18 protein-coding genes are annotated in these 21,339 nt (G+C 68.3%); 8 read left to right on the top strand and 10 right to left on the bottom strand.

Annotated elements, in window-relative coordinates:
- The first annotated feature begins 104 nt into the window (after window positions 1–104).
- Window positions 105–725 (top strand): DJ-1/PfpI family protein, encoded by a 621-nt coding sequence (locus AACX88_RS07450; RefSeq protein ID WP_339392403.1) that lies wholly within the window; start codon window positions 105–107, stop codon window positions 723–725.
- Window positions 726–816: 91 nt separating this feature from the next.
- On the opposite strand, the gene AACX88_RS07455 is transcribed toward AACX88_RS07450, so the two are convergent.
- From AACX88_RS07455 to AACX88_RS07495, 9 genes are all read right to left on the bottom strand, one after another.
- Window positions 817–2,208: an amidohydrolase family protein gene (locus AACX88_RS07455; RefSeq protein ID WP_339392404.1), complete on the bottom strand. Its 1,392-nt coding sequence runs from the start codon at window positions 2,206–2,208 to the stop codon at window positions 817–819.
- A gap of 90 nt (window positions 2,209–2,298) precedes the next feature.
- Complete coding sequence (locus AACX88_RS07460; protein WP_339392405.1) at window positions 2,299–2,919, bottom strand: response regulator; 621 nt, start codon at window positions 2,917–2,919, stop codon at window positions 2,299–2,301.
- The gene (locus tag AACX88_RS07465; protein WP_339392406.1) at window positions 2,916–4,112 is read right to left on the bottom strand and encodes a sensor histidine kinase; all 1,197 of its coding nucleotides are present in this window, start codon (window positions 4,110–4,112) and stop codon (window positions 2,916–2,918) included. Before AACX88_RS07465 ends, AACX88_RS07460 begins: the two co-directional genes overlap by 4 nt.
- A gap of 170 nt (window positions 4,113–4,282) precedes the next feature.
- On the bottom strand, window positions 4,283–6,517 hold the full coding sequence (locus AACX88_RS07470) for an MMPL family transporter (protein ID WP_339392407.1): 2,235 nt from the start codon (window positions 6,515–6,517) through the stop codon (window positions 4,283–4,285).
- Window positions 6,518–6,619: 102 nt separating this feature from the next.
- Window positions 6,620–7,186, bottom strand: coding sequence for an isochorismatase family protein (locus AACX88_RS07475; RefSeq protein WP_339392408.1), 567 nt, complete (start codon window positions 7,184–7,186; stop codon window positions 6,620–6,622).
- A gap of 122 nt (window positions 7,187–7,308) precedes the next feature.
- Entirely contained in the window at window positions 7,309–7,977 is a 669-nt protein-coding gene (locus AACX88_RS07480; protein WP_339392409.1) for a GrpB family protein, read from the bottom strand.
- Window positions 7,974–8,783 carry a siderophore-interacting protein gene (locus AACX88_RS07485; protein WP_339392410.1) on the bottom strand — a complete coding sequence of 270 codons (810 nt, stop codon included), beginning with the start codon at window positions 8,781–8,783 and terminating at the stop codon, window positions 7,974–7,976. The genes AACX88_RS07480 and AACX88_RS07485 overlap by 4 nt, the downstream gene beginning before the upstream one ends.
- A gap of 166 nt (window positions 8,784–8,949) precedes the next feature.
- The gene (locus AACX88_RS07490) at window positions 8,950–9,432 is read right to left on the bottom strand and encodes a DoxX family protein (protein WP_339392411.1); all 483 of its coding nucleotides are present in this window, start codon (window positions 9,430–9,432) and stop codon (window positions 8,950–8,952) included.
- A 210-nt stretch (window positions 9,433–9,642) separates the two neighbouring features.
- Window positions 9,643–10,728, bottom strand: a complete 1,086-nt coding sequence (locus AACX88_RS07495) for a CPBP family intramembrane glutamic endopeptidase (RefSeq protein ID WP_339392412.1) — start codon at window positions 10,726–10,728, stop codon at window positions 9,643–9,645.
- 224 nt (window positions 10,729–10,952) lie between these two features.
- On the opposite strand from AACX88_RS07495, the gene AACX88_RS07500 reads away from it, so the two are divergent.
- The 3 genes from AACX88_RS07500 to AACX88_RS07510 all read left to right on the top strand — a co-directional run bounded on the left by AACX88_RS07500 (window position 10,953) and on the right by AACX88_RS07510 (window position 15,580).
- Complete coding sequence (locus AACX88_RS07500; RefSeq protein WP_339392413.1) at window positions 10,953–12,518, top strand: APC family permease; 1,566 nt, start codon at window positions 10,953–10,955, stop codon at window positions 12,516–12,518.
- A gap of 607 nt (window positions 12,519–13,125) precedes the next feature.
- Window positions 13,126–14,547 (top strand): argininosuccinate synthase, encoded by a 1,422-nt coding sequence (argG, locus tag AACX88_RS07505; RefSeq protein WP_339392414.1) that lies wholly within the window; start codon window positions 13,126–13,128, stop codon window positions 14,545–14,547.
- A 253-nt stretch (window positions 14,548–14,800) separates the two neighbouring features.
- The gene (locus tag AACX88_RS07510; protein ID WP_339392415.1) at window positions 14,801–15,580 is read left to right on the top strand and encodes a DNA alkylation repair protein; all 780 of its coding nucleotides are present in this window, start codon (window positions 14,801–14,803) and stop codon (window positions 15,578–15,580) included.
- A 350-nt stretch (window positions 15,581–15,930) separates the two neighbouring features.
- On the opposite strand, the gene AACX88_RS07515 is transcribed toward AACX88_RS07510, so the two are convergent.
- On the bottom strand, window positions 15,931–16,626 hold the full coding sequence (locus AACX88_RS07515; protein WP_339392416.1) for an alpha/beta hydrolase: 696 nt from the start codon (window positions 16,624–16,626) through the stop codon (window positions 15,931–15,933).
- A gap of 257 nt (window positions 16,627–16,883) precedes the next feature.
- On the opposite strand from AACX88_RS07515, the gene AACX88_RS07520 reads away from it, so the two are divergent.
- The 4 genes from AACX88_RS07520 to AACX88_RS07535 all read left to right on the top strand — a co-directional run bounded on the left by AACX88_RS07520 (window position 16,884) and on the right by AACX88_RS07535 (window position 21,290).
- A complete protein-coding gene (locus tag AACX88_RS07520) occupies window positions 16,884–18,068 on the top strand; it encodes a Gfo/Idh/MocA family protein (protein ID WP_339392417.1) in 1,185 nt (394 codons plus the stop codon).
- Entirely contained in the window at window positions 18,065–19,057 is a 993-nt protein-coding gene (locus AACX88_RS07525) for a sugar phosphate isomerase/epimerase family protein (RefSeq protein ID WP_339392418.1), read from the top strand. The genes AACX88_RS07520 and AACX88_RS07525 overlap by 4 nt, the downstream gene beginning before the upstream one ends.
- A gap of 40 nt (window positions 19,058–19,097) precedes the next feature.
- Window positions 19,098–19,865 (top strand): GntR family transcriptional regulator, encoded by a 768-nt coding sequence (locus tag AACX88_RS07530; RefSeq protein ID WP_339392419.1) that lies wholly within the window; start codon window positions 19,098–19,100, stop codon window positions 19,863–19,865.
- Between the two features lie 150 nt (window positions 19,866–20,015).
- Window positions 20,016–21,290 carry a Fic family protein gene (locus AACX88_RS07535; protein ID WP_339392420.1) on the top strand — a complete coding sequence of 425 codons (1,275 nt, stop codon included), beginning with the start codon at window positions 20,016–20,018 and terminating at the stop codon, window positions 21,288–21,290.
- Window positions 21,291–21,339: the final 49 nt, after the last annotated feature.

Consider the following 21,339-nt stretch of genomic DNA (forward strand, 5'->3'; position numbering starts at 1 on the left):
TCATACCCAGATGATAGGTCACCCGCAGTCAGGCCGACCGCGTCGCCTCAGTGCGCTTCGGTCGCCGTCGGTCCCGTGTCCGGGGCGCACTCTACGATGGGTCCATGGCCGCACAGCGCAGCGTGGGAATCGTCCTCTTCGAGGGCTTCGAGCTCCTCGACGTCTTCGGCCCGGTCGAACTGCTCAGTGTCCTGCCCGAGGAGTACGAGGTCACCTACTTCGCCGACGAGCCGGGTCCGGTGCGCAGCAGTCAGGGCGCCGAGGTGGTCGCCACCGAATCCCTGGCCGGTGCCCGCTCTCCTGACATCGTCCTCATCCCCGGCGGTGCGGGCACTCGCCGCCTCGTCGACGACGAGGTCTTCCTCGACCGGCTCGCCTCGTGGGCATCCCCGTCGCCGCTCATCACCTCGGTGTGCACGGGTTCGGCCGTGCTCGCGGCGGCCGGACTGCTCGAGGGCTACCGGGCGACGTCGAACAAGCGGGCCTTCGCGTGGGCTGCGACCCACGGCGATGATGTCGAGTGGGTGCCGCACGCGCGGTGGGTCGAGGATCGCGATCGGTGGACGTCGTCGGGAGTGGCCGCGGGCATGGACATGACGGCTGCGCTCATCGCCCACCTCAGTGGGCAGCAGGCGGCACTCGATGCGGCGCGGATCATCGAACTCGAGGTCCACGACGACCCCGACTGGGATCCCTTCGCCGAGCACTACGGACTCGGGAGGTGATCACTGGGACACGCCACCGATCAACGCCGCGGACTCAGGTGCAGGAGTCGAACAAGCGCCGCGGGCTCAGGTGCAGTCGCCTCATGCGCCGTCACCCGCCGGCGAAGAGATCGCGCTCGATTCCGGCGGCATCGAAGAGATGATCGCGGGAGGCCTCGAGCTGAGTGCGCAACCGCTGGAGGTCGACATCGAGGAGTCGACCCTGCCATTTGCGCACAGCGCCGGCGACGATCACCGACTCGACGTTCGATCGCTCCATGAGCGAGACGACGGCACCGGGCACGTTGTTCAACGGCGCGACGTTGATCGCCTCGGCGTCGAGGATGAGGATGTCGGCCTCCTTGCCGGGCGTGAGCGACCCCACCCGGTCGGCAAGGCCCAGACCCTCCGCACCGTTGACGGTCGCCCAGCGGAGCACATCCCGCGTGGTGGCCAACTCCGGAACGTCCTCGGCACCGTCGAGGACCATCTGATTGACCTGCCCGCGCTGCAGTGTCATGGCCGAACGCATCTGCGTGAAGAAGTCCGCCGTCATCGTGCATTCGACGTCGGTCGACAAGGACGGCTGCATGTCCATCGCGACCGCCTTGAGCAGCGGCGGGGTGCCGTGACGCATGTTGAGCTCGATGGGGACCGCCGCCGAGACCTTTGCGCCCGCATCCTTCGCCGCCTGCCAACCCCGATCGGAGACTTCCGTCATGTGGATGAAGAGGTTGTCCGGCCCGAGCGCCCCACTGTCGACGACCTTGTCGAACTCGGGTCTCATGCCGGCGAAGCTCCCGACGACGTGACAGACGACCGGCAGACCGAGCTCGCGCCCCAGACGCCAGGTCTCCTCATAGCCGGGCAGGTAGATCTCGCCGCCCATCATCATCGTCACCAATTGGTCGGTCGAGGAGAAGTGCTCTTCGAGCAGACGTTGCGCGTCGCCCGGGTACGCGAAGTCAGGGTGCTGCCCGCTTCCCTCGAAGTAGCCGAGGACAGCCCGTTTGCCGGAATCGCTGAGTGCCTGGACTGTGGCGTTCGAGTGGTCGGGGGTGTGGTGGATCTGGGAGACGTCGAGCACCGTCGTCACCCCGCAGTCGAGCTGACTCAATGCCCCGAAGAGGGTGTTGATGTAGACGTCCTCGGGTCGATACGCTCCGGCAAAGCGACCGAGGATGTAGTCGAAGTAGTTGACGCGGCCGTGCGGTTGACCGTCATCGAACAGCAGTCCGTCGGCGAGGAAGCTTCGCAGGCCGGTCTCGAACTGGTGATGATGCGTATCGATGAAACCGGGCATGACGATCTTTCCGGTGGCGTCGATGACCGGAATGTCGGCCGCGTCGATCCGGGGTGCAACCTCGACGATCGTCGTCCCGTCGACGAGGACGTCGCCCGTGTCGAAATCACCGACGGCAGGGTCGAGGCTCATCACTGCGCCGCCGCGGATCACGAAGCGATCCCCTGAGTGTCCGGTCTCTGCCGGGTCGAACGTATCCATCGCTGACTCCTTCGTCCGATGACGTCTCCCCGTCGAGTCTGGTCCGAATCACTTGACTAGTCAAGACACAAGTCGGATCCCACCCCTCGGTCAGGCGAACCCGAGGTCCTCGGCGACGCGGATCGCTCGGGCCCGCGAATCGACGCCGAGTTTCGCGAAGACGTTGACGAGGTGGCTCTTCACCGTCGCCTCGGTGACGAAGAGCTCCTGCGCGATCTGCGCATTCGACGCCCCGGTCGCGAGCAGTCGGACGACCTCGAGTTCCCGCCTCGTCAGCTGCGGTGCCGGATTGCGCATCTGCGCGATCGCCTTCGCGCTGATCTCCGGTGGGAGGTACGTCTTCCCCTGGGAGGCGGACTCGATCGCCGTGGTGATCTCCGCCGGTTCGATGTCCTTGAGGAGATAGCCTGCCGCCCCGGCGCTCAACGCTGCGACGATCTCGGCATCGTGGTCGAAGGTCGTGAGGATGAGCACCGCGGGCGGGGTCGGCAGGGCACGCAGCTGCTTCGTCACCGCGATCCCGTCCATGCCCTCGCCCAGACGCAGGTCGCAGACGACGACATCGGGCTCGGTCGAGGCCGCCAGGACGAGCGCCTCGGCGCCGTCACCGGCCTCGCCGACGACCTCGATGTTCTCAGGTGCGTCGATGACCGCTCGCAGTCCGGCCCGCACAACGGGATGGTCATCGACGAGCACGACACGGATCGTCATCCGCTCACTCCTCTGGTCGGTACGGTCGCGGAGATCGCGAACCCGGCGCCGGGGTTCGTCTCGATGACGAGGTCGCCACCGAGTTCGCGCATCCGCGCGGCGATGAAGTCGAGGCCGAACCCCGAGTCGGTGCCGCGGGTTCGGGTGTCATGGTCGGCCATGCCCACACCGTCGTCGACGATGTCCATGCGGATCATGCCCTCGGAGTCGATGAGGCTGACCTTGACCCTGGACGCCTGCGCGTGCTGCCGGACGTTGGCGAGTGCCGACTGCGCGGTGCGCAGCAGGGCGACCTCCACCTCGGCGGGCAGCGGCGGCACGGTCTCGTCGACGTCGAGGCGCGTGCTCAGACCGCTCTCCTCCTCCAGCCGGGTCAGCAGCCGCCGCAGCGCGGCCGGCAGGGCCCCGTCCTCGAGTTCGGCTGGGGTGAGTTCCGCGATGATCCGGCGGATGTCGCGCGAACCCTGAGCGGCGAGGCTCTCGACCTGACGCAGAACCTCGCGCGCATGCGGGTCGCTGGTGCGATCCACCTCGGCGTGGGCGATGAGACGGATCGAGGAGATCTCCTGCGCGACGGTGTCGTGGACGTCGCGCGAGATCCGTGTGCGCTCCCTGATCTCCCCCGCATGGCGTTGCGTGAGCGCGAGTTCGTCCTGCAGGTCGACGAGGCTGCGGTGGGCGGCTTCGAGCGAGCGGATGAGCTCCTCCCGTCGCCGGCCCTCCCGGAGGAGTTCGATGTAGCCGCGGGAGAGGCCGAGGGCGAAGACCGCGCCGATGAGGGAGCCGATGACGCTCGGCGTGCTCACCGCACCGTGGTGGAGCAGGGGTGCGGCGATCGTCGCGAGATAGGTCGCTGCGGTGAAGACCACGGCGATGCGCAGGGAGAACAGATGCCCGGCGAGGAGCCAGAGGAGGAACGCGACCCAGATGAACTCGGCGGAGACGACGAGCATGAGCAGCCAGATGACCGCGAGGACGACAAGCCACCACTTCGCGAGCACGACCGCATCGGACCTCGCCGCGCGCACCGCGCCGAGGACGTACCACGCGAAGAAGACGACGCTGACCGCGATCACCGCGGTCAGTGGGGCCCCCACGGAGACCGCCCGGAGGCAGGAGATGACAGTGAGGACGAGGGCGATCGCGTGCTGCCCGATCTCCATCGTGCGCACCGTCCAGCCGTGTGAGCCCACGTCCACCCCTCCCCTCTGTCCGTCAGCATATCGGGCGCCGGGGCGCACCGCGGCGCTGCGCGGTGCGCCCCGGGTCGCGGCCCGGACCTGATCACTGTCCCTGCTGTGGGCGCGATCGCCATCGGCGGGGTCTGAGAGCAGAACCGCCGAGGCGGCCGGTCGTTCGCGCATCAGTGACGAGCCGTGTGCGCCGGGTGTCCGGCAGCCGCCGGAGCGTCGCCGGCTGGCGCACCGCTCACCGGCACACCTCCAGCCTGCACGCGGGCAATCCCGCCGCGGGCGATCCTCCGGTTCGGCCACCAGATCCGGTCTCCGGCGAGTCCGAAGATCGAGGGAACGATGACGGTGCGCACGAGCACGGTGTCGACGAGCACCCCGACGCCGACGATGAGCCCGAGCTGACCGAGCACCATGAGCGGCAGCATGCCGAGGGCTGCGAAGACTCCGGCGAGCACGATGCCGGCGCTCGTGATGACTCCACCGGTGTGGGCGACGGCGTCGATGATGCCCTGTCGGGCGCCGTGGAGCTCCGACTCCTTCTTCGCCCGGTGGGAGAGGAAGATCGAGTAGTCGATGCCGAGGGCCACGAGGAAGAGGAACGCGAGGATCGGCACCTGCGCATCGATCGCGGCCTGCCCGAAGAACAGCCGGCTGAGCACCGACCCGAGTCCGATCGCGGCCGCCGCCGAGGCGATGTTGACCACGAGCAGGGCGAGCGCGACGAACGGTGCGCGCAGCACCCCGAGGAGGATGACGAAGCTGATCGCGAGCACGAGCGGGGCGATGGTTTCAAAGTCCCGGGCATTGCCGTCGCGGGCGTCGAGTTCCGAGGCGGCGGCCCCTCCCACCTCGGCGTTCGCACCGTCGATGCCGTGCACATCGGCGCGCAGCTCTTCGACGAGGGCGAGCCCTTCGGGACTGTCGGGAGCGTATTCGCCGGTCACCATGATCTTCGCGGTCGACTGTCCGTCGATCGTCGTCTCGTCGACCGGAACGGCGCGGACGACTCCGTCGATTCCGCTCACGGAGTCGACGACCTCATCGGCCTGATCGGCATCGGCGACGATCCAGATCGGCTGCGACTCCCCGGGCGGGAAGTGATCGCCGAGGACCTCGAGACCCTGCGCCGACTCCGACTGCACCCGGAACTTCTCCTCCTGGTCGAGTCCCACGGTGGTGCCGATGAGACCGGTGGCCATGATGCCCAGCAGGACGACCCCGACGCCGAGGTGGAGCCCCGGCCGGCGCACCACCCAGGTCGCGACCCGCCGCCAGAACGACGGTCGGGCAGCGGCAGGGCCGACCGCCTCGGCGCCGGAATCCTCGGCATCCTCACGGACCCCGCCGTCGGCCTTGGGCACGAACGGCCAGAACACACGCTTGCCGCAGATCGCGAGCACCGGGGGCAGGGCGAGAAGGACGGCGGCAGCGGCGATGAGCAGACCCGCGGCCGCGGTGATGCCGAGCCCGCGAGTGCCGGGGATGACGGCGAAGACGAGGCTGAGCAGGGAGAGGACGACGGTGAGGTTCGAGGCGAGGATCGTGCCGACCGTGTGCCGCCATGCCGAGGCGAGCGCGAGGCGATGGTCGGCTTCGCGTCCGAGCTCCTCGCGGTAGCGGGAGATGAGGAGGAGCGCGTAGTTCGCTCCCGCTCCGAAGACGAGGACGCTGATGATGCCGGCGTCGAACTGGAGGTCGAGGGCATCGCCGATCGCCGCGGTCACGGTCGAGGCGAGCCCGTCGGCGGTGCCGATGACGAGCAGCGGCAGCAGCCAGAGGATCGGCGACCGGTAGGTGAGGATGAGGAGGAGGGCGACGATGACGATCGTGACGATGAGGAGGGTGAAGTCGGCGCCGTCGAACGCCGAGGCGATGTCCGCCCCGATCGCCGGACCGCCGGTGACGAGCATGGACACTCCCGAGTCTTCGAGGGCCTGCGCGTCCGCGTCGGAGGCGATCGTCGTCCGCAGGACGTCGACGACGTCCGCGGTCTGAGTGTTCGTCATGCCCACGGTGATCGGCACCATGAGCAGTGCCGCCTCCCCGTCATCGCACGTGACCGGCCCGCTCACCTGTCCGTCACCGGAATCTGCGGGCGCCTCCTCGCCGAGGTTGTCGCGCAGCTTCGCCAAGCCCGCTTGGTCTGCTGCGGTGAGGGCAGCCCCGTCGGTCCGGGAGGCGACAACCATGACGGTCTGCTCGTCGGCGTCGGGGAACTTCGCGAGGACATCGGCGACGCGGCTCGATTCCGAGTCCGGCGGGGCCGATTCGATGGGTCGGTCCTCGCCGGCGCCGGCGAGGAGTCCGAAGAGGAGGGTGACGACGATGAGGACAGCGCCGAGGCTGATCCACGCACCGCGCTTCGACGCAAGGAATGCGCCGGCGTGAGCAAGGGAATTCTTCATAGTCCCAGCTCATCAATTTACGGCGCTCGGCACATCGCCTGTCAGTTGAGACTTCGTCTGCAACTTTCGATGGGGATGCCTACTGCCGCGGGCCAGTTCAGGTCAGTCGATGACGGCTCCCGCGGCCCGCATCTCTGCGAGCGCGGCCGCACTCGATTCGGCGCCGACCCCGGCGATGAGGTCACCGAGGACCCGCACCTCGAGCCCGGCTCCGAGCGCGTCGAGGACGGTGGCGCGCACGCAGTGGTCGGTGGCGATGCCGGCGACGTCCACCTCGGTGACGGTGAGGGTCGTGAGCAGGTCGCCGAGGTGCTCCCCCGTCTCCGTGGTCCCTTCGAATGCGGAGTACGCGGGCACGCCCTGGCCTTTGTGCACGGTGTGGGTGATGGTCCTTGTCTCGAGCAGCGGGTCGAAGGCGGCACCCGCGGTGCCGGCGACGCAGTGGACGGGCCACGAGTCGACGAAGTCGGGCTCGGCGGCGAAATGACCGCCGTTGTCGCCATCGGCATCATGCCAGTCCTGGGAGGCGACGATCGCGTCGTAGTCGGCGGCGCGCGCGCCGAGGTAGTCCGAGATCCCGCGCGCAACCGCATCACCGCCGGTCACGGCGAGCGCTCCGCCTTCGGTGAAGTCGTTCTGGACGTCCACGATGAGAAGTGCCTTCGCCATGTCTCGAGCATAGGCGCTCCCGGCCGGTTCGTCAGGGGGCATTGTGTGGTCGCGGCCAGCCGAGAGCCCACCTGGCGGGACGGATTCGGTGCGGGGATTCTGCGGTCGGACGCGGCGACTGCTCAGAGGAGCCCGGAGGCGGCGAAGAGTCGATGGTAGATGTCGCGGATGACGGACTGTTTGCGGGCGTTGTAGTCCATCGTCGTCTCCCCGGCGTCGTTGGACTGCTCCGCGGCCAGGCGTTTGGCGTGTTCGTAGAGTCGGCGGTCGTCCGGGGTCGCGGTCAGCCAGTCACGGAAGAGCCGGTGGCGGACGAATTCGGGGCAGTGGGGGCCGAAGACGTGGAGGTTGCTCAGCGGGTTTCGTTGGGTGCCGTCGGGGTCTTGGTGCCGGAACGCTCGGTGTTCGTGCCATCCGGGTTCGCGGATGACGAGGTCGTAGCCGACCTCGGCGAGCGCCGGACGGTAGTCGTTCTCGCGGCGAGGATCGGCGACGATGAGGTCGATGTCGATGACGGGTTTGGCGGCCAGGTCCGGCACCGAGGTCGACCCGATGTGCTGGAGCGCGAGCACCCGGTCGCCCAGGACGCTGCGGATCGCGGCGGCGAGCTCCTCGTACTGCCCGGTCCACGCCGCGTCGTGGTCGACGATCGCGATGTCGGTGCGCGCACTTCGCTTGACCCACAGGAGCGGGTCGTCGATGTCGGCGAAGGTGACCACCTCGGCGGGGTCGACGGATGTCGGGTCAGCGGGATTCGCGGATGTCGCGGAGGCAGAGTCGGCGGGCGTCACGCGGCGGATCTGCCGGCCGACCAGTAGAACTGGGAGAAGCGGCGCTTCTTGTCCAACGACAGCTCGTGCCGCAGTCGGCTGCGCACCGTGGAGATGAGGCCGCGCTCTCCGGCCGCCCACACGTAGAGCCCGGCGGTGTCGAGGCCGAGTCCGCGGACCTCGTCGACGATCGCCTGACCGGGACCGTCGGTGCGATTCACCCACGTCCACGTCGCATTCGTCCGCTGCCGCTGCGGGATCCCCTCCCGGTCGCCGTCGTCCTCGAGGATGACGCTCACCTCGACCTCGCCGGGGATCCATCCCAGCCAGGAGTTCACGGCCGGCAGGGCGGAGAGATCGCCGAGGAGGAGGAGCCTCCTCGTGTCCCCCGGCAGGTCGATGCGCTCCGGGGTGACCGAGGCGTCGATCGTCGTCCCCGGCATAGCGTTCATCGCCCAGCGGGTTGCGGGGCCGGGACCTCCGTGCCTCCCGGAGGTGCGGAGGACGAAGTCGAGGGCGAACGTTCCGGCGTGGATGTCGACGTCGACGAACGTGTATTCGCGGTGGGTGAACCGGCCGGGACCGTCTGCACTGCCCTCGGTGCTGCTCGTGCCTGCGGCGGGCGTGAGAACGGCGGGACTGCCGCTGCGCGGGACGCGCAGCCGCACCCACGCCGTGGGATAGACGTCGATGAGCTCGCGGAGCAGGTCATCGCCGGTGAAGTGGATCCGTCGGTAGCGGTCGCCGAAGTCCTCGACTCCGGTGACGACGACCTCATGGTTGGTGTCGCGCCTGAGGCGTTCGACACCGCGCTGCCAGTTGACCATGATCCGCTCCCGTCAGCTCGATCCTGCCCGTTTGCTTCAGGGTACTCCTGCGGACTCCCTCACGGGAGGGGCGGACGAAACAGCTTCGGCCTCGACGGGACGAGACGGATCGGCTCTGCGGGAACGGCGGGCCGCCTCGGCGGATCAGGCGGCCCACCTCGGCGGATCAGGCGCGCTTGGCCTCGCGGAAGGCGCGCTTCTCAGCCTTGCGCGCCGCCTTGTCGGCGGCCCGCTCGATCGCCTTGTGCGTGTCGTCGGTGCCGACGATGAGCATCAGTCCGCCGAGCGCGGCAAGGTTCTTCGAGAACTGCATGCGCTGCGCCGAGGCCTCCGGTTCGTCCTGCTCCCAGAACGCGTGGCCGGCGATCGTCGTCGGGATGAGGGACCCGGCAAGGGCGAGCGCGGACAGGCGCGGCTTGATGCCGAGCAGCAGAGTCGTGCCCGCCGCGAGCTGGATGCCGCCGTTGATGCGCACGAGCAGCTCGTTGTCGTCGGGAAGGACGGGGATGAGCTCTCGGAGCTTGTCCAGTGTCGGCGCCGCCATCTGCACGCGGCCGCCGGGCTTCGTCAGGGCCGCATAGCCGCCGAGGATGAAGATCGGTGCCGTGGACATGCGCCCCACGGTGCGCAGCAGGGATGATCCGAGCATGGGCTTCTCCTTCTCGTCCGGGTGAGGTTCCGTACTGGGTGGGACCGTCGTCCTCAGTGTGACGCTGCGACCTGATCCACCCACCTGGGGCTTGAGCCTATAGGATGCCCTGTCCCACCTCAACGCCTGACCACGACGAATGCCCGGTGACGAGGCGACCTGGGGGTTCACCTCGGCGAGGGACCGCAGTTCCGGCGAGGGAACTTGACGTCATGTCTCGAGTGCGGGTCCGCCGTGACTCGGCTGGCGACGGAACTGACCGGTGAAGATGAGGACGAGGATGACGACACCCGAGACGATCCACCCGGAGACGCCGAGCACGGTGACGAGTGCGGCGTCGGGGGCAGGGGCGTTTCCGTTGAGGACGAGGGCGAGCAGCATCCCCGCGGAGGCGTTGAGCGCGGCGTGGGCGAACACCGCCGGCCACAGCGATCCCGTGCGCAGCCGCAGCCAGCCGAAGAGGATGCTCAGCGCGATGCAGCCGCCGACCATGAGCGCGAGACCCGCGAGGTTCGGGCGGGCGAAGTTGTAGCCGAGCAGGATGAGCGGGGCGTGCCAGAGCCCCCAGACGACGCCGATGATGACGAGCGCCGGCCACGTTCCCAGCGGCCGCAGCGAGGTGAGCAGCCATCCGCGCCAGCCCACTTCCTCGCCGAAGGCGAACGCGGCGGTCGCTGCCGTGTTGACGATGATGATGAGCAGGTAGACGGCGAGCGCAGCGCCGAGGGGCATCGTGTCGAGGCCCGGGAAGCCGGTGAGCGCTCGGCGGAATCCGGAGAGTCCGCCGAGGTCGAGGCTGAGCCAGCCGAACGCCGCAGAGACGAACGCGGCGGCGAGGACGAGGAGGTAGGTGCCGAGCACGGCGAGCCCGGTCACCCCGAGCACGCGTCCCACGGGATAGAGCGGCCACAGGCCGAGGTAGCGGGGAATGTTCGGAATCGTCTGCCGGGACCGTCTGCGCTGGACGAGCACCGCGGCAACGGTGCCAAGCAGCGGGGTGAACATCAGCGTCGTCGCACAGATCTGCGTGAGCACCGGATCGCCGAGGCCCTCACCGGAAAGCCACAGCGGCAGGCACACGAGCCAGCCGAGGCCGCCCGCGACGAGGATGAAGACCCCGACCTCGAGCCACGGCACCCTGGCGGGCGTCACGGGAGGGCTGGTCGGGGTCTGCGCGGCGGCGGCACCGGCCTGCTGGGACTCGGCGACCGCCTCGGCGGGGACGTGGGACGCAGCGGTGGCGTTCGCCTCGGCGACGGTGGGACGGGGATTGCTGTTCTCAGTCGATGCGCTCATGATGACCTCCTCAACCAATCTACGACTCGTCCATGCGGCAGGCTTCCCTCTCACGACGGAATTCGGGTTCCCCCGCGCGAGCGAGGAGTCGGCCCGGGCGCCGGGATCGAGTCCGCTCAGGCGGCGGGAATCCAGGCCTTCGCAACAAGCGCCCGGAGCACCGTTCCTGGTCAGCTACGATGAGCTGGTTGAATCACCGTCGATTCGTGCAAAGGTGCCACCCCATGACCCAACAGCCCCCGCAATCCCCACAGCAGCCAGGCAGCCCACAGCCCGGCGCACAGTCAGCCGCACGGGCCGGAACACCGGCCGGCGCTCATCTCTCCGATGGCGACCATCTCTCCGTCCTCGGCTACAGCGACTCCTTCGACCGGTCGATGAGCCTGTGGGCGAACTTCGCGCTCGGCTTCACATACCTGTCTCCGCTCGTCGGCGTCTACTCGCTCCTCGCGGTCGCCCTGGCCGCCGGCGGTCCGCCGTCGATCTGGTGGATCGTCATCGTCGCGGCTGGGCAGATGCTCGTCGCCCTCGTCTTCGGCGAGGTCGTCTCCCAGTTCCCCATCGCCGGCGGCATCTACCCGTGGACGCGCAGACTCTGGGGCAAGAAGTACGCGTGGATGGCCGCGTGGGTCTACATCTGCGCGATGATCGTCACCACCACCTCGGTGGCGGAGTTCGGCGCGGGCTTCGTCGCGAGCCTCTTCGACTTCGAACTCACCCGCAACGTCACGCTCGTCCTCGCGCTCGTGCTCCTCGTCCTCGCTCTCGCGATCAACTTCAGCGGCACGAAGTGGCTGGCCAGGATCGCGCGCATCGGCCTGTTCGCCGAGCTCATCGGCGTCATCGGGCTCGGCCTCTTCCTCCTCATCTTCGAGCGCAAGCACCCGTTCTCCGTGTTCTTCGACGCGATGGGCGTGGCCGGGGACGGCAGCTACCTCGCCGCGTTCATGGGTGCGGCCGTGGCCGGCCTCTTCCTCTTCTACGGCTTCGAGGCGTGCGCCGATGTCGCCGAGGAGGTCACCGACCCCGCCCGCCGCATCCCCAAGGCGATGATCATGACGATCCTCGTCGGAGCGGTCTCGGCCCTGTTCTCCTTCGGCGGGTACGTGCTCGCTGCCCCCAACCTCGACGAGATCGTCGCAGGTGAGGTCGCCGACCCGATCCCCTCGATCCTCGAAGGCAGCCTCGGACCGGTGGGCGCGAAGCTCTTCCTCCTTATCGCGATCCTCGCGTTCATCTCGTGCGTGCTCAGCCTCCAGGCCGCGGCCTCGCGCCTGATCTTCAGCTTCGCCCGCGACGGCATGATGCCCGGGCACCGCTGGCTGTCGAAGGTCACCGAGGGCACGAAGGTCCCCCGCAACGCGCTCATCGTCGCCTGCACCGCGCCCGCGCTCATCTGCGTGCTCATCTGGTTCAACGACGGCATCCTCGTCGCGGTCACCTCGTTCGCGATCCTCGGCATCTACCTCGCCTTCCAGATGGTCGTCCTCGCCTCCCTGCGGCAGCGCGCGAAGGGCTGGAAGCCGGCCGGGCCGTGGTCGCTGGGCGCGTGGGGCATCGTCGTCAACGTCCTCGCGCTCGCGTACGGGATCTTCGCGATGATCCTCCTCGCTCGGCCCGGCGAGACCGGGGAGTTCTTCGCCGACTACGTCGTCCTCATCGGCCTCGTCGTCGTCCTCGCCGTCGGGTTCCTCTACCTCTTCATCGCGCGCCCCGACCGGAAGTCGGATGCGCCGGAGGACGATGCCATCGCCGTCGCCGAGGCGATCCGCGCCCACCGCGGCGCCTGACCTTCCGGGTGGGCTGCGACGGTGGGGCAGCCACGATGCGTCCACGCGCGACGGTGCGGGGAGTCCGCGCGTGACGGCCCCGGGAGGCAGCGTGTGACGGCCTCGGCGCTATGCGCCACCACTCGCAAGAAGTCCCCACGCGATGCGGTCGTCCCGACGGCCCCACTCGCCACTCACAAGAAGTCCGCACGCGATGCACTTGCCTATCGCGTGCGGACTTTCTGCTCGCGGTGCCGTGCTAGTAGCAGAGTGCGGGTCCTCGAACGCACGCACCGAAACCCCCGCCGGCACCAACCGCGCGGTTCTGATCCCTCTGGCATGGATGCATCCAGCGCATTGGCACCAGAACCGAGCGGTTGCCGCTGCGCCGGCACGCGGATGCGTTGGCGCACTGGCACATCGTCTGCGAAAAGTGCTTTCGCGCGTGAAACCGCTGGCCACGCCGGAACCATGTCCGCGAGAAGTAGGTTCGCCCACCGACTGGTCGACGGCGAACAGACTTTTCGCGGACACGACTCGATCGACAACCTCGGCGATCCCACATAAAAATTCATTCCTATGCATAACAATTCGACATGGGTGCCTCGAGCGGGATACAGTGATGACCATGTCGAAAGTTCTCTCTTCTCTCCCTGTCGGTGAGCACGTCGGAATCGCCTTCTCCGGCGGCCTGGACACCTCCTGCGCGGTCGCGTGGATGCGCGACAAGGGCGCGATTCCGTGCACCTACACCGCGGACATCGGCCAGTACGACGAGCCCGACCTCGACGGCGTGACCGCCCGGGCGAAGGAGTACGGCGCGGAGATCGCCCGGTTCGTCGATGCCAAGCGCCTCCTCGTCGAAGAGGGGTTCGTCGCCCTGCAGTGCGGTGCGTTCAACGTCCGCTCGGGTGGGAAGACCTACTTCAACACGACGCCGCTGGGCCGGGCCGTGACCGGCACGATGCTCGTGCGCGCGATGAAGGAGGACGGCGTCGACATCTGGGGCGACGGGTCGACCTACAAGGGCAACGACATCGAGCGCTTCTACCGCTACGGTCTCATGGCCAACCCGAAGCTGCGGATCTACAAGCCGTGGCTCGACTCGACCTTCGTCGAGGAGCTCGGCGGTCGGCAGGAGATGAGCGAATGGCTCGTCGCCCACGGCTACCCGTATCGGGACTCCGCCGAGAAGGCCTACTCGACCGATGCGAACATCTGGGGGGCGACGCACGAGGCGAAGAGTCTCGAGTTCCTTGATGCCGGACTCGACATCGTCGAACCGATCATGGGCGTCGCGGCCTGGCGCGATGACGTCGAGGTCGAGACGGAAGAGGTCTCCGTCCGCTTCGAGGCCGGTCGGCCCGTCGCGATCAACGGCGAGGTCTTCGACGACCCTGTGGCGCTGGTCTACAAGGCCAACGAGGTCGGCGGACGGCACGGACTCGGCGTCTCCGACCAGATCGAGAACCGGATCATCGAGGCGAAGTCGCGCGGCATCTACGAAGCCCCGGGCATGGCGCTGCTCCACATCACGTACGAGCGCCTGCTCAACGCGATCCACAACGAGGACACGATCGCCCTCTACCACGAAGAGGGGCGCCGGCTCGGGCGGCGGATGTACGAGGGTCGCTGGCTCGACCCGCAGTCGCTCATGCTGCGCGAGTCCATGCAGCGGTGGGTCGCCTCGGCGATCACCGGCGAAGTGACCCTGCGTCTGCGTCGCGGCGACGACTACACGATCGTCAACACGACCGGGCCGGCGCTGAGCTACCACCCGGAGAAGCTGTCGATGGAGCGCGTCGGCGATGCCGCGTTCGGTCCCGAGGACCGGATCGGCCAGATGACGATGCGCAATCTCGATATCGCCGACTCCCGTGCCCGCCTCGAGCAGTACGCGGCCATGGGAATCGTCTCGGGTCCGACTTCGGAACTCGTGGGATCGCTCGAGGCCGGCGGCGCCGAGGAGATCGCCAGCTCCCCCGTCGACGTCGATGCCGATGTCGATCGCTCCGGACTCTCTGCTGCGTTCGACGCCGGCACGGACTGAGCGTCCGGGCCGCGGCGTTCGGTGCGTTCAGCGCGGGCGCCGGAAGCTCTGCGGGCTGAGCTCGCTGGCACTCCCCTGACCCGGGTCGCGTTCGCGCGGCCCGCGACGTCGCCCCAGCACCGGTGTTGTTGCCAGGCGGCGTCAGCGTGGTGGGTTCTGTTCGAATGGGTCTTGGATTTCGAACGGAACCCACCACGCAAGCTTTCCCCAGGTCCACCTTGACCGGCCCCTGGTCGCTGGTGAGACTGTGTCCATGACCGCCCCGAAACCCGGCACCGTCCCCGCCGACACAGGGCAGCCGTTCACCGTCGCCGAGGCGATCGCCGCCGAACTGCGCCTGCGCGGAACTCCCGAGCGCGCTGTCAAGGAGAAGGCGTACCTCAAGAGCTCGCTCGATCACTGCGGGGTGAGCGTGCCCGAGACTCGCGCGATCGTCACCGCACAGCTGCGGTCCGTCCAGGGCGGAGCCGGAGCCGGCGTCGGCCGTGACTTCGCTGTTGCGGTCGCCGAGGCGCTCTGGGACAACCCGATCCACGAACTCCGGTCGGCAGCGGTCATGGTGCTCATCAGGGCGAGGGATCACCTCGGCGGAGGAGATGTCGCACTCATCGAACGGTTCCTCAGGGAGTCGGGCACGTGGGCCCTCGTCGATCCCCTCGCCGGCGATCTCGTCGGTCCTCTCACCGAGGTGACCGCGGACTTCGATCAGGTGCTCGAGAGATGGGCGATCGAAGAGGACTTCTGGCTTCGACGCTCTGCGCTGCTCGCCCATCTGCGGCCGCTGCGTGCTGGCGACGGGGACTTCGATCGTTTCTCGCGTTTCGCCGACGTGATGCTTCAGGAGCGTGAGTTCTTCATCCGCAAGGCCATCGGCTGGGTGCTGCGCGACACCGCGAAGAAGCGGCCGGACCTCGTCTTCGAGTGGCTACAACCGCGTGCTCACCGTGCGTCAGGCGTGACGATCCGGGAAGCGATCAGACCGCTGTCGCCCGAGCAGCAGGCAGCGATCCGGGCCGCAAACCGGACGGGCTGAGTGGCTTTCCTGGACAACGGAGGGAAGCCCGTATCGTCATGGTAACGGCCCCGTGCACTGAGGGTCGCACAAAGGGCTGGGATCTCAAGATCTCAACCACCACCTCGGCGGTGCCGAGGAGATCGCCAGCTCCCCCGTCGACGTCGATGCCGATGTCGATCGCTCCGGGCTCTCGGCTGCGTTCGACGCCGGCACGGACTGAGGTTCAGCGGTTCGGCTCGACGCACGCTCGCATCAATGGAGGATCCGCTGTGAAATCCGATCGGATTTCACAGCGGATCCTCCATTCAAGGGCTCAACGGGCCCGGTTCGGGCGACGGCGAGTCCGGACGCGTCGAGCGGTTCCCGCGTCAGGCGGTGACGGCAGCGGAGGCCTCGTCGATGAGGTCGGCGACGGCCTTCGGCTGCGAGGCCAGTGAGGCGTGGCTCGCGTCGAGCTCGATCGTCTTCTGCGGCTGCATCCGCTCGGCCATCCGGCGCTCGTTGTCGGGCGCGATCATCCGGTCCTGCGTGGAGACCTGGTACCAGGTCGGCTTCGCCTTCCACGCGGGTTCGGTGACCATGTCCTCGAACGTCGACCCGAGCGGGGCCTTCTGCGTGACGGCCATGACGAGGGCCTGCTCGTCGGGGAGGTCCTGGCAGAAGCTCTCGTGGAACTTGTCCTGCTTGACCCAGAGGTAGCCGTCGGAGTCGGGCTCGAGATTGGGAGCCGCCTCGGGAGGCATCTCCTGGGTGATCCCACCGGGGCTCTCCCCGGCGTCGGGTGCGAAGGCCGCGATGTAGACGAGTCCGAGGACGTTGGGCTGGTCGCCCATCTCGGTGATGACCGCTCCACCGTACGAATGGCCGACGAGGACGACGGGACCGTCGATCTGGGCGACCATCTTGCGGGTGCGCTCGGCGTCATCGGCGAGCGAGGTGAGCGGATTCTCCACAGCGTGGAGGTCTGTGTAGCCGCGCTTGTTGAGTTCGACGATGACGTCGGCCCAGTGGGCGGCACCTCCCCAGAATCCGTGGACAAGGACAATGCTCGGCTTCTCTGACATCTGTACTCCTCGAGGTAACGGAAGCCTCCATCGGAACCTTCCTTGGTTCAACCGGATGTGCAGGGCCTGCGCCCATCGTGAGCCTACAACGCCCCTTGCCCCGCTTACCAGGGCTGATTCCTGAGAACAGGCTGACTTTCCTGGTCTCAATCATCGGAGAATAAATGTCTTGACAAATTATTCTCTTGAAACTCTTTTGACCGGACAAATATCTCGCTAGGGTGGTGCGTGCCCACCTCGTCTTCGAAGGAGAAGTCATGACCGATCGACTCGGCGTCGCCGTCATCGGAGCCGGCATGGCCGGCCGCGCGCATGCCGCCGCCTGGCGCGCCGCGCCCACCGTCGGCACCGGCGCACTGCCCGACATCGACCTCGTATCCATCTGCGACGTCGTACCCGAGGCCGCTCAGGCCACGGCCGAACGCTTCGGCTATTCGCGCTCCGACACCGACTGGCAGGCGATCGCGGCCGCCGACGACATCGACATCGTCAGCGTCGCCGTCGCGAACTCCCTGCACCGCGAGATCGTCGAAGCCCTACTGGCCGCCGGCAAGCACGTTCTGTGCGAGAAGCCGCTGACCGACACGATCCCCGACGCCGAGGCGATGATCGCAGCAGCGGACAGCGCCGACTCCATCGCCCGCCTCGGCTTCACCTTCCGCCGCACCCCCGGCCTCGCCGCTATTGCCGGACTCGTCGCCGACGGCACGCTCGGCCCCGTCCAGCACGTCGACGCCCACTACTGGACGGACTACGCGTGCTCACCGAGTGCCCCGATGAGCTGGCGATACCAGGGCGGCGCCGGCACCGGAGCGCTGGCCGACGTCGGCAGCCACCTCACCGATTCCGTCGAGTTCGTCGCCGGCCCCATCACCGCAGTCTCCGGCGGCCGCTTCCACACCTCGATCACCGAACGCCCGCTGCCGTTGGGCCACGTCACCGGCCATGACCACGTCGAGGTCAGCGACGAATACGAACCCGTGACCAACGACGACTACGCGGGCTTCGGCGTCGAATTCGCCACCGGCTCCGGCACGCTCCAGGTCTCCCGCATCGCCGCCGGCCACCCGAACTCCTTCGCCCTCGAGGTCTTCTGCGAGAACGGCTCGGCCGGATTCGACTTCCGCCGGCCCGGCGAGATCACCCTCGGACGCACGACAGGCGACCCGACCCGCGACGGACTGACGACCGTCCAGCTCGGTCCTGCCCATCCGTACTTCGCCACCGGCGTGCCGATGGCCGCCCCTGGCGTGGGCATCGGCCAGAACGACGGCTTCGTCTTCCAGGCCCGAGCCTTCCTCGACGAGGTCGTCGGTCGTCCCGAATCCGAGTCCTATCCGCGCTGCGGGAGCTTCGGCGACGGTCTCCACGCCCTGGCCGTGCGCGACGCCGTCATCGCCTCGGCGGCCGACGGCGGAGAGACCGCGGAGATCGCCCGATGAAGTTCGGTGTCTACACTGCCATCCTCCACGACCGCAGCCTGCCGGAGGCGCTGACCGTGATCAGCGACCTCGGCCTCGACGCCGCGGAGATCAACGTCGGAGGCTTCCTCCCACCTGTCCACATGCCGACGATCGACGATATCCTCTCCTCCGACGCCGCCCGCGACGACTATCTCGAGACCTTCGCCGAGGCGGGGGTCGCCCTGGCAGGTCTCAACGCCAACGGCAATCCGCTCGATCCGAATCCGGAGATCGGCCCGCCCACGCTGGCCGACATCGAACGCGCCATCGACGTCGCAGCCCGCCTCGGTCAGACCCGGGTGGTGACGATGTCGGGACTGCCCGGCGCCCGCGCGGAGGCCGCGACCCCGACGTGGATCGTCAACCCGTGGGAGTCATCGCACCTCGACACCCTCGAGGACCAGTGGGCCCGCGCCGTGCCCGTGTGGCGCGAACTCGACCGTCGTGCCGCCGACCGCGGAGTGATGATCGCCATCGAGATGCACCCGCACAACCTCGTCTTCAACCCCGCGACCCTCGAGCGCCTCATCGATGCCACCGGCGGATCGAACATCGGCGCGGAGATGGACCCCTCCCATCTGTTCTGGCAGGGGATCGATCCGATCGCCGCGATCGACCACCTCGGCGATCGGGTCGTCCATGCGGCCGCGAAGGATGTGCGGATCAATCCCGCAGCGGCCGTCCACGGCGTCCTCGACGACCGTCACACCCGCTTCACCGGCGACCGCATCACCCGCATCCGCGGTGGGGCGGCGATCAACCGGTGGCCGGAGGAGTCGGCCTGGGACTTCGTCGCGCTCGGGCGCGGCCACGATCAGGACTTCTGGAATCGGTTCGTCGCCGCCCTGGCCGCCGTCGACCCGGACATGGCCGTCCACATCGAGCACGAAGACGAATCCCTCGGCCGCATCGAAGGACTCGAGACCGCCGCCGAGGTGCTGCTCACCGCCCGCGATCACGCCGGGTAAGCTCAAGGCCAGACCACGTACGGAACGAAGCAGGGACCCCATGGCACGCGCACCCGAGACCGAACTCACCGAGGAGTTCTTCGGTGCCCTCGACCGCACGGCCGGTGCCGCGCCGCTCTACGTCCAGATCGCCCGCCGCCTCGAAGCCGCGATCGCGGCGGGCGAACTGGCCGCCGGCACCCGCCTGGAGAACGAGGTCTCGATGGCCGAGCGCCTCGGCCTCTCCCGGCCGACGATCCGTCAGGCCATCCAGGATCTCGTCGACAAGGGGATGCTCGTCCGCCGCCGAGGTGTGGGCACTCAGGTGCTCCAACGGCCGGTGGCGCGCGCCGTCGATCTCACGAGCCTCCACGAGGACCTGCAGAAATCCGGCAACGCCCCCGCGACGACGGTGCTCAGCCACCGGGTCGAGGCCGCGGACGCGGAGACCGCCGAGCACCTCGGCGTGGCCGTCGGCACTCCGACACTGCACCTGCGCCGGCTCCGCCTCATCGGCGCGACTCCGCTCGCGATCCTCCACAACGTCCTGCCCGCGCCGTTCGCCGACATCACTGCGGCCGAGCTCGTCGGCTCGGGGCTGTACGAGACCCTGCGCGCCCGCGGAGTCGTCTTCTCCGTCGCCCATCAGACGATCGGTGCGAGAGCCGCCGAGGCAGACGAAGCCGACCTCCTCGACATCGAGTCGGGAGCACCTCTGCTGACGATGCATCGCACGGCGCTCGACCACTCGGGGCAGATCGTCGAATGGGGCGATCACTGCTACCGACCCGACCTCTACTCCTTCGAGACGACGCTCGTCTCCCGGTGAGGTTCAGGGGTTCCCGGTGAGGCGCGGGGCATCGGGATTTCGAGGTGCCGAGCAGCGTCAGCACACTCCGCTCACACCCTGACAGCAGAGATCGGTCGGGCGTATAATCTCGCTTAGATGCGTTAACCGAGATTTGAGGACGGTCGAGCGATGCCGACCTACATCGAACGCCAGTGGGAGCCGGGCAATGCCGGGGGTCTGGCCAAACGTGACCGCAGGCCCGGCCGGTACCTAGCCTTCGTCCCCGATGCACTGCCCTCAGAACTGCCCGAACTCGGCGCGGAGGCACGTCGCGCCGCAGAGGAATCACTGACCGCATTGGCCCGAGCCGACGAGCAGATCGGCGAGAAGGGCACGTATCTCAATCATCTGCTGGTGAGGTCCGAGTCGATCTCGTCCTCATGGATCGAGGGCAACCGGATCACACCCAAGCGACTCGCCATCGCCGAAGCGCTGCAGACCGGGGACCGAACGGCGATCGCCGTCATCGACAACGTCCACGCAACGGAGTCGGCGATCGCGGAGCTCTCCGATCCAACCCACACCCTGACCACGACGGACATCGAAGACCTGGCCTCCCGCATCGAACCCCGCCTGCCGCGCGGCGTGCGCGAGGAGCAGAACTGGGTCGGCGGGCCGGAACACAGTCCGCTGCGAGCCGAGTTCGTTCCACCTCCGGCCGAAGAGGTCCCGCGACTCCTGGCGAACCTCGCGGAGTTCGCCTCGGCGGCCGAGGGAAACGCCGTGGTGCGGGCCGCGATCGTCCACGCGCAGTTCGAGACGATCCACCCGTTCATCGACGGCAACGGGCGGACCGGCCGCGCCCTCATCCACACGGTGCTGCGCCGCTCCGACGCAGTGCGCAATGCGCTCATACCGATCAGCGTCGTGTTCGCGAGCGGCACGAACGACTACATCGCAGGCCTCACTGCGTTCAGAGCCGAACCGCAGCGCCTGGACGACTGGGTGATCGGATTCGCCCGTGCGACCGAACTTGCCGCCGCCAACGCCGTCCGATTGTCGCGCGACATCGAGGAGGCCGCTCGCAGCAGCCTCGAGCGCTTCGTCGACTTTCGCACCGAACAGGAAAGATCACCGGCCTTCCCCCGACGCGGCGCGCTCACTCTGCGCATCCTCGACGGTCTCGCAGCCGCTCCTGTCGCAACAGTCGACTCGATCGTCGAGCGCTACGGGGTCTCAACTGCCACCGCGCATCGCGCCCTGACCGAGCTGGCAGATGCCGGCATCCTGACCCGGAGCAAGGACCACAAGGGGCGCCTAGTCGGCTGGAGTGCAGACCGCTACCTGGCACTAGTCTCGCTCACCGAGCGCAGCAACAGAGTCGGCGGCCGTGATACTCACGATGTACGGCCGCTCGCGGGACCACCGGCTCCGGATATCGGGCAGACCGGCCCGCTGCGATGACCAAACGCCCTGAGCGGGAGCGCCGTTCGAACGGAGCACGCGTGCCAGG

This window comes from Brevibacterium metallidurans (assembly GCF_037101285.1).
Lineage (GTDB): Bacteria > Actinomycetota > Actinomycetes > Actinomycetales > Brevibacteriaceae > Brevibacterium > Brevibacterium metallidurans.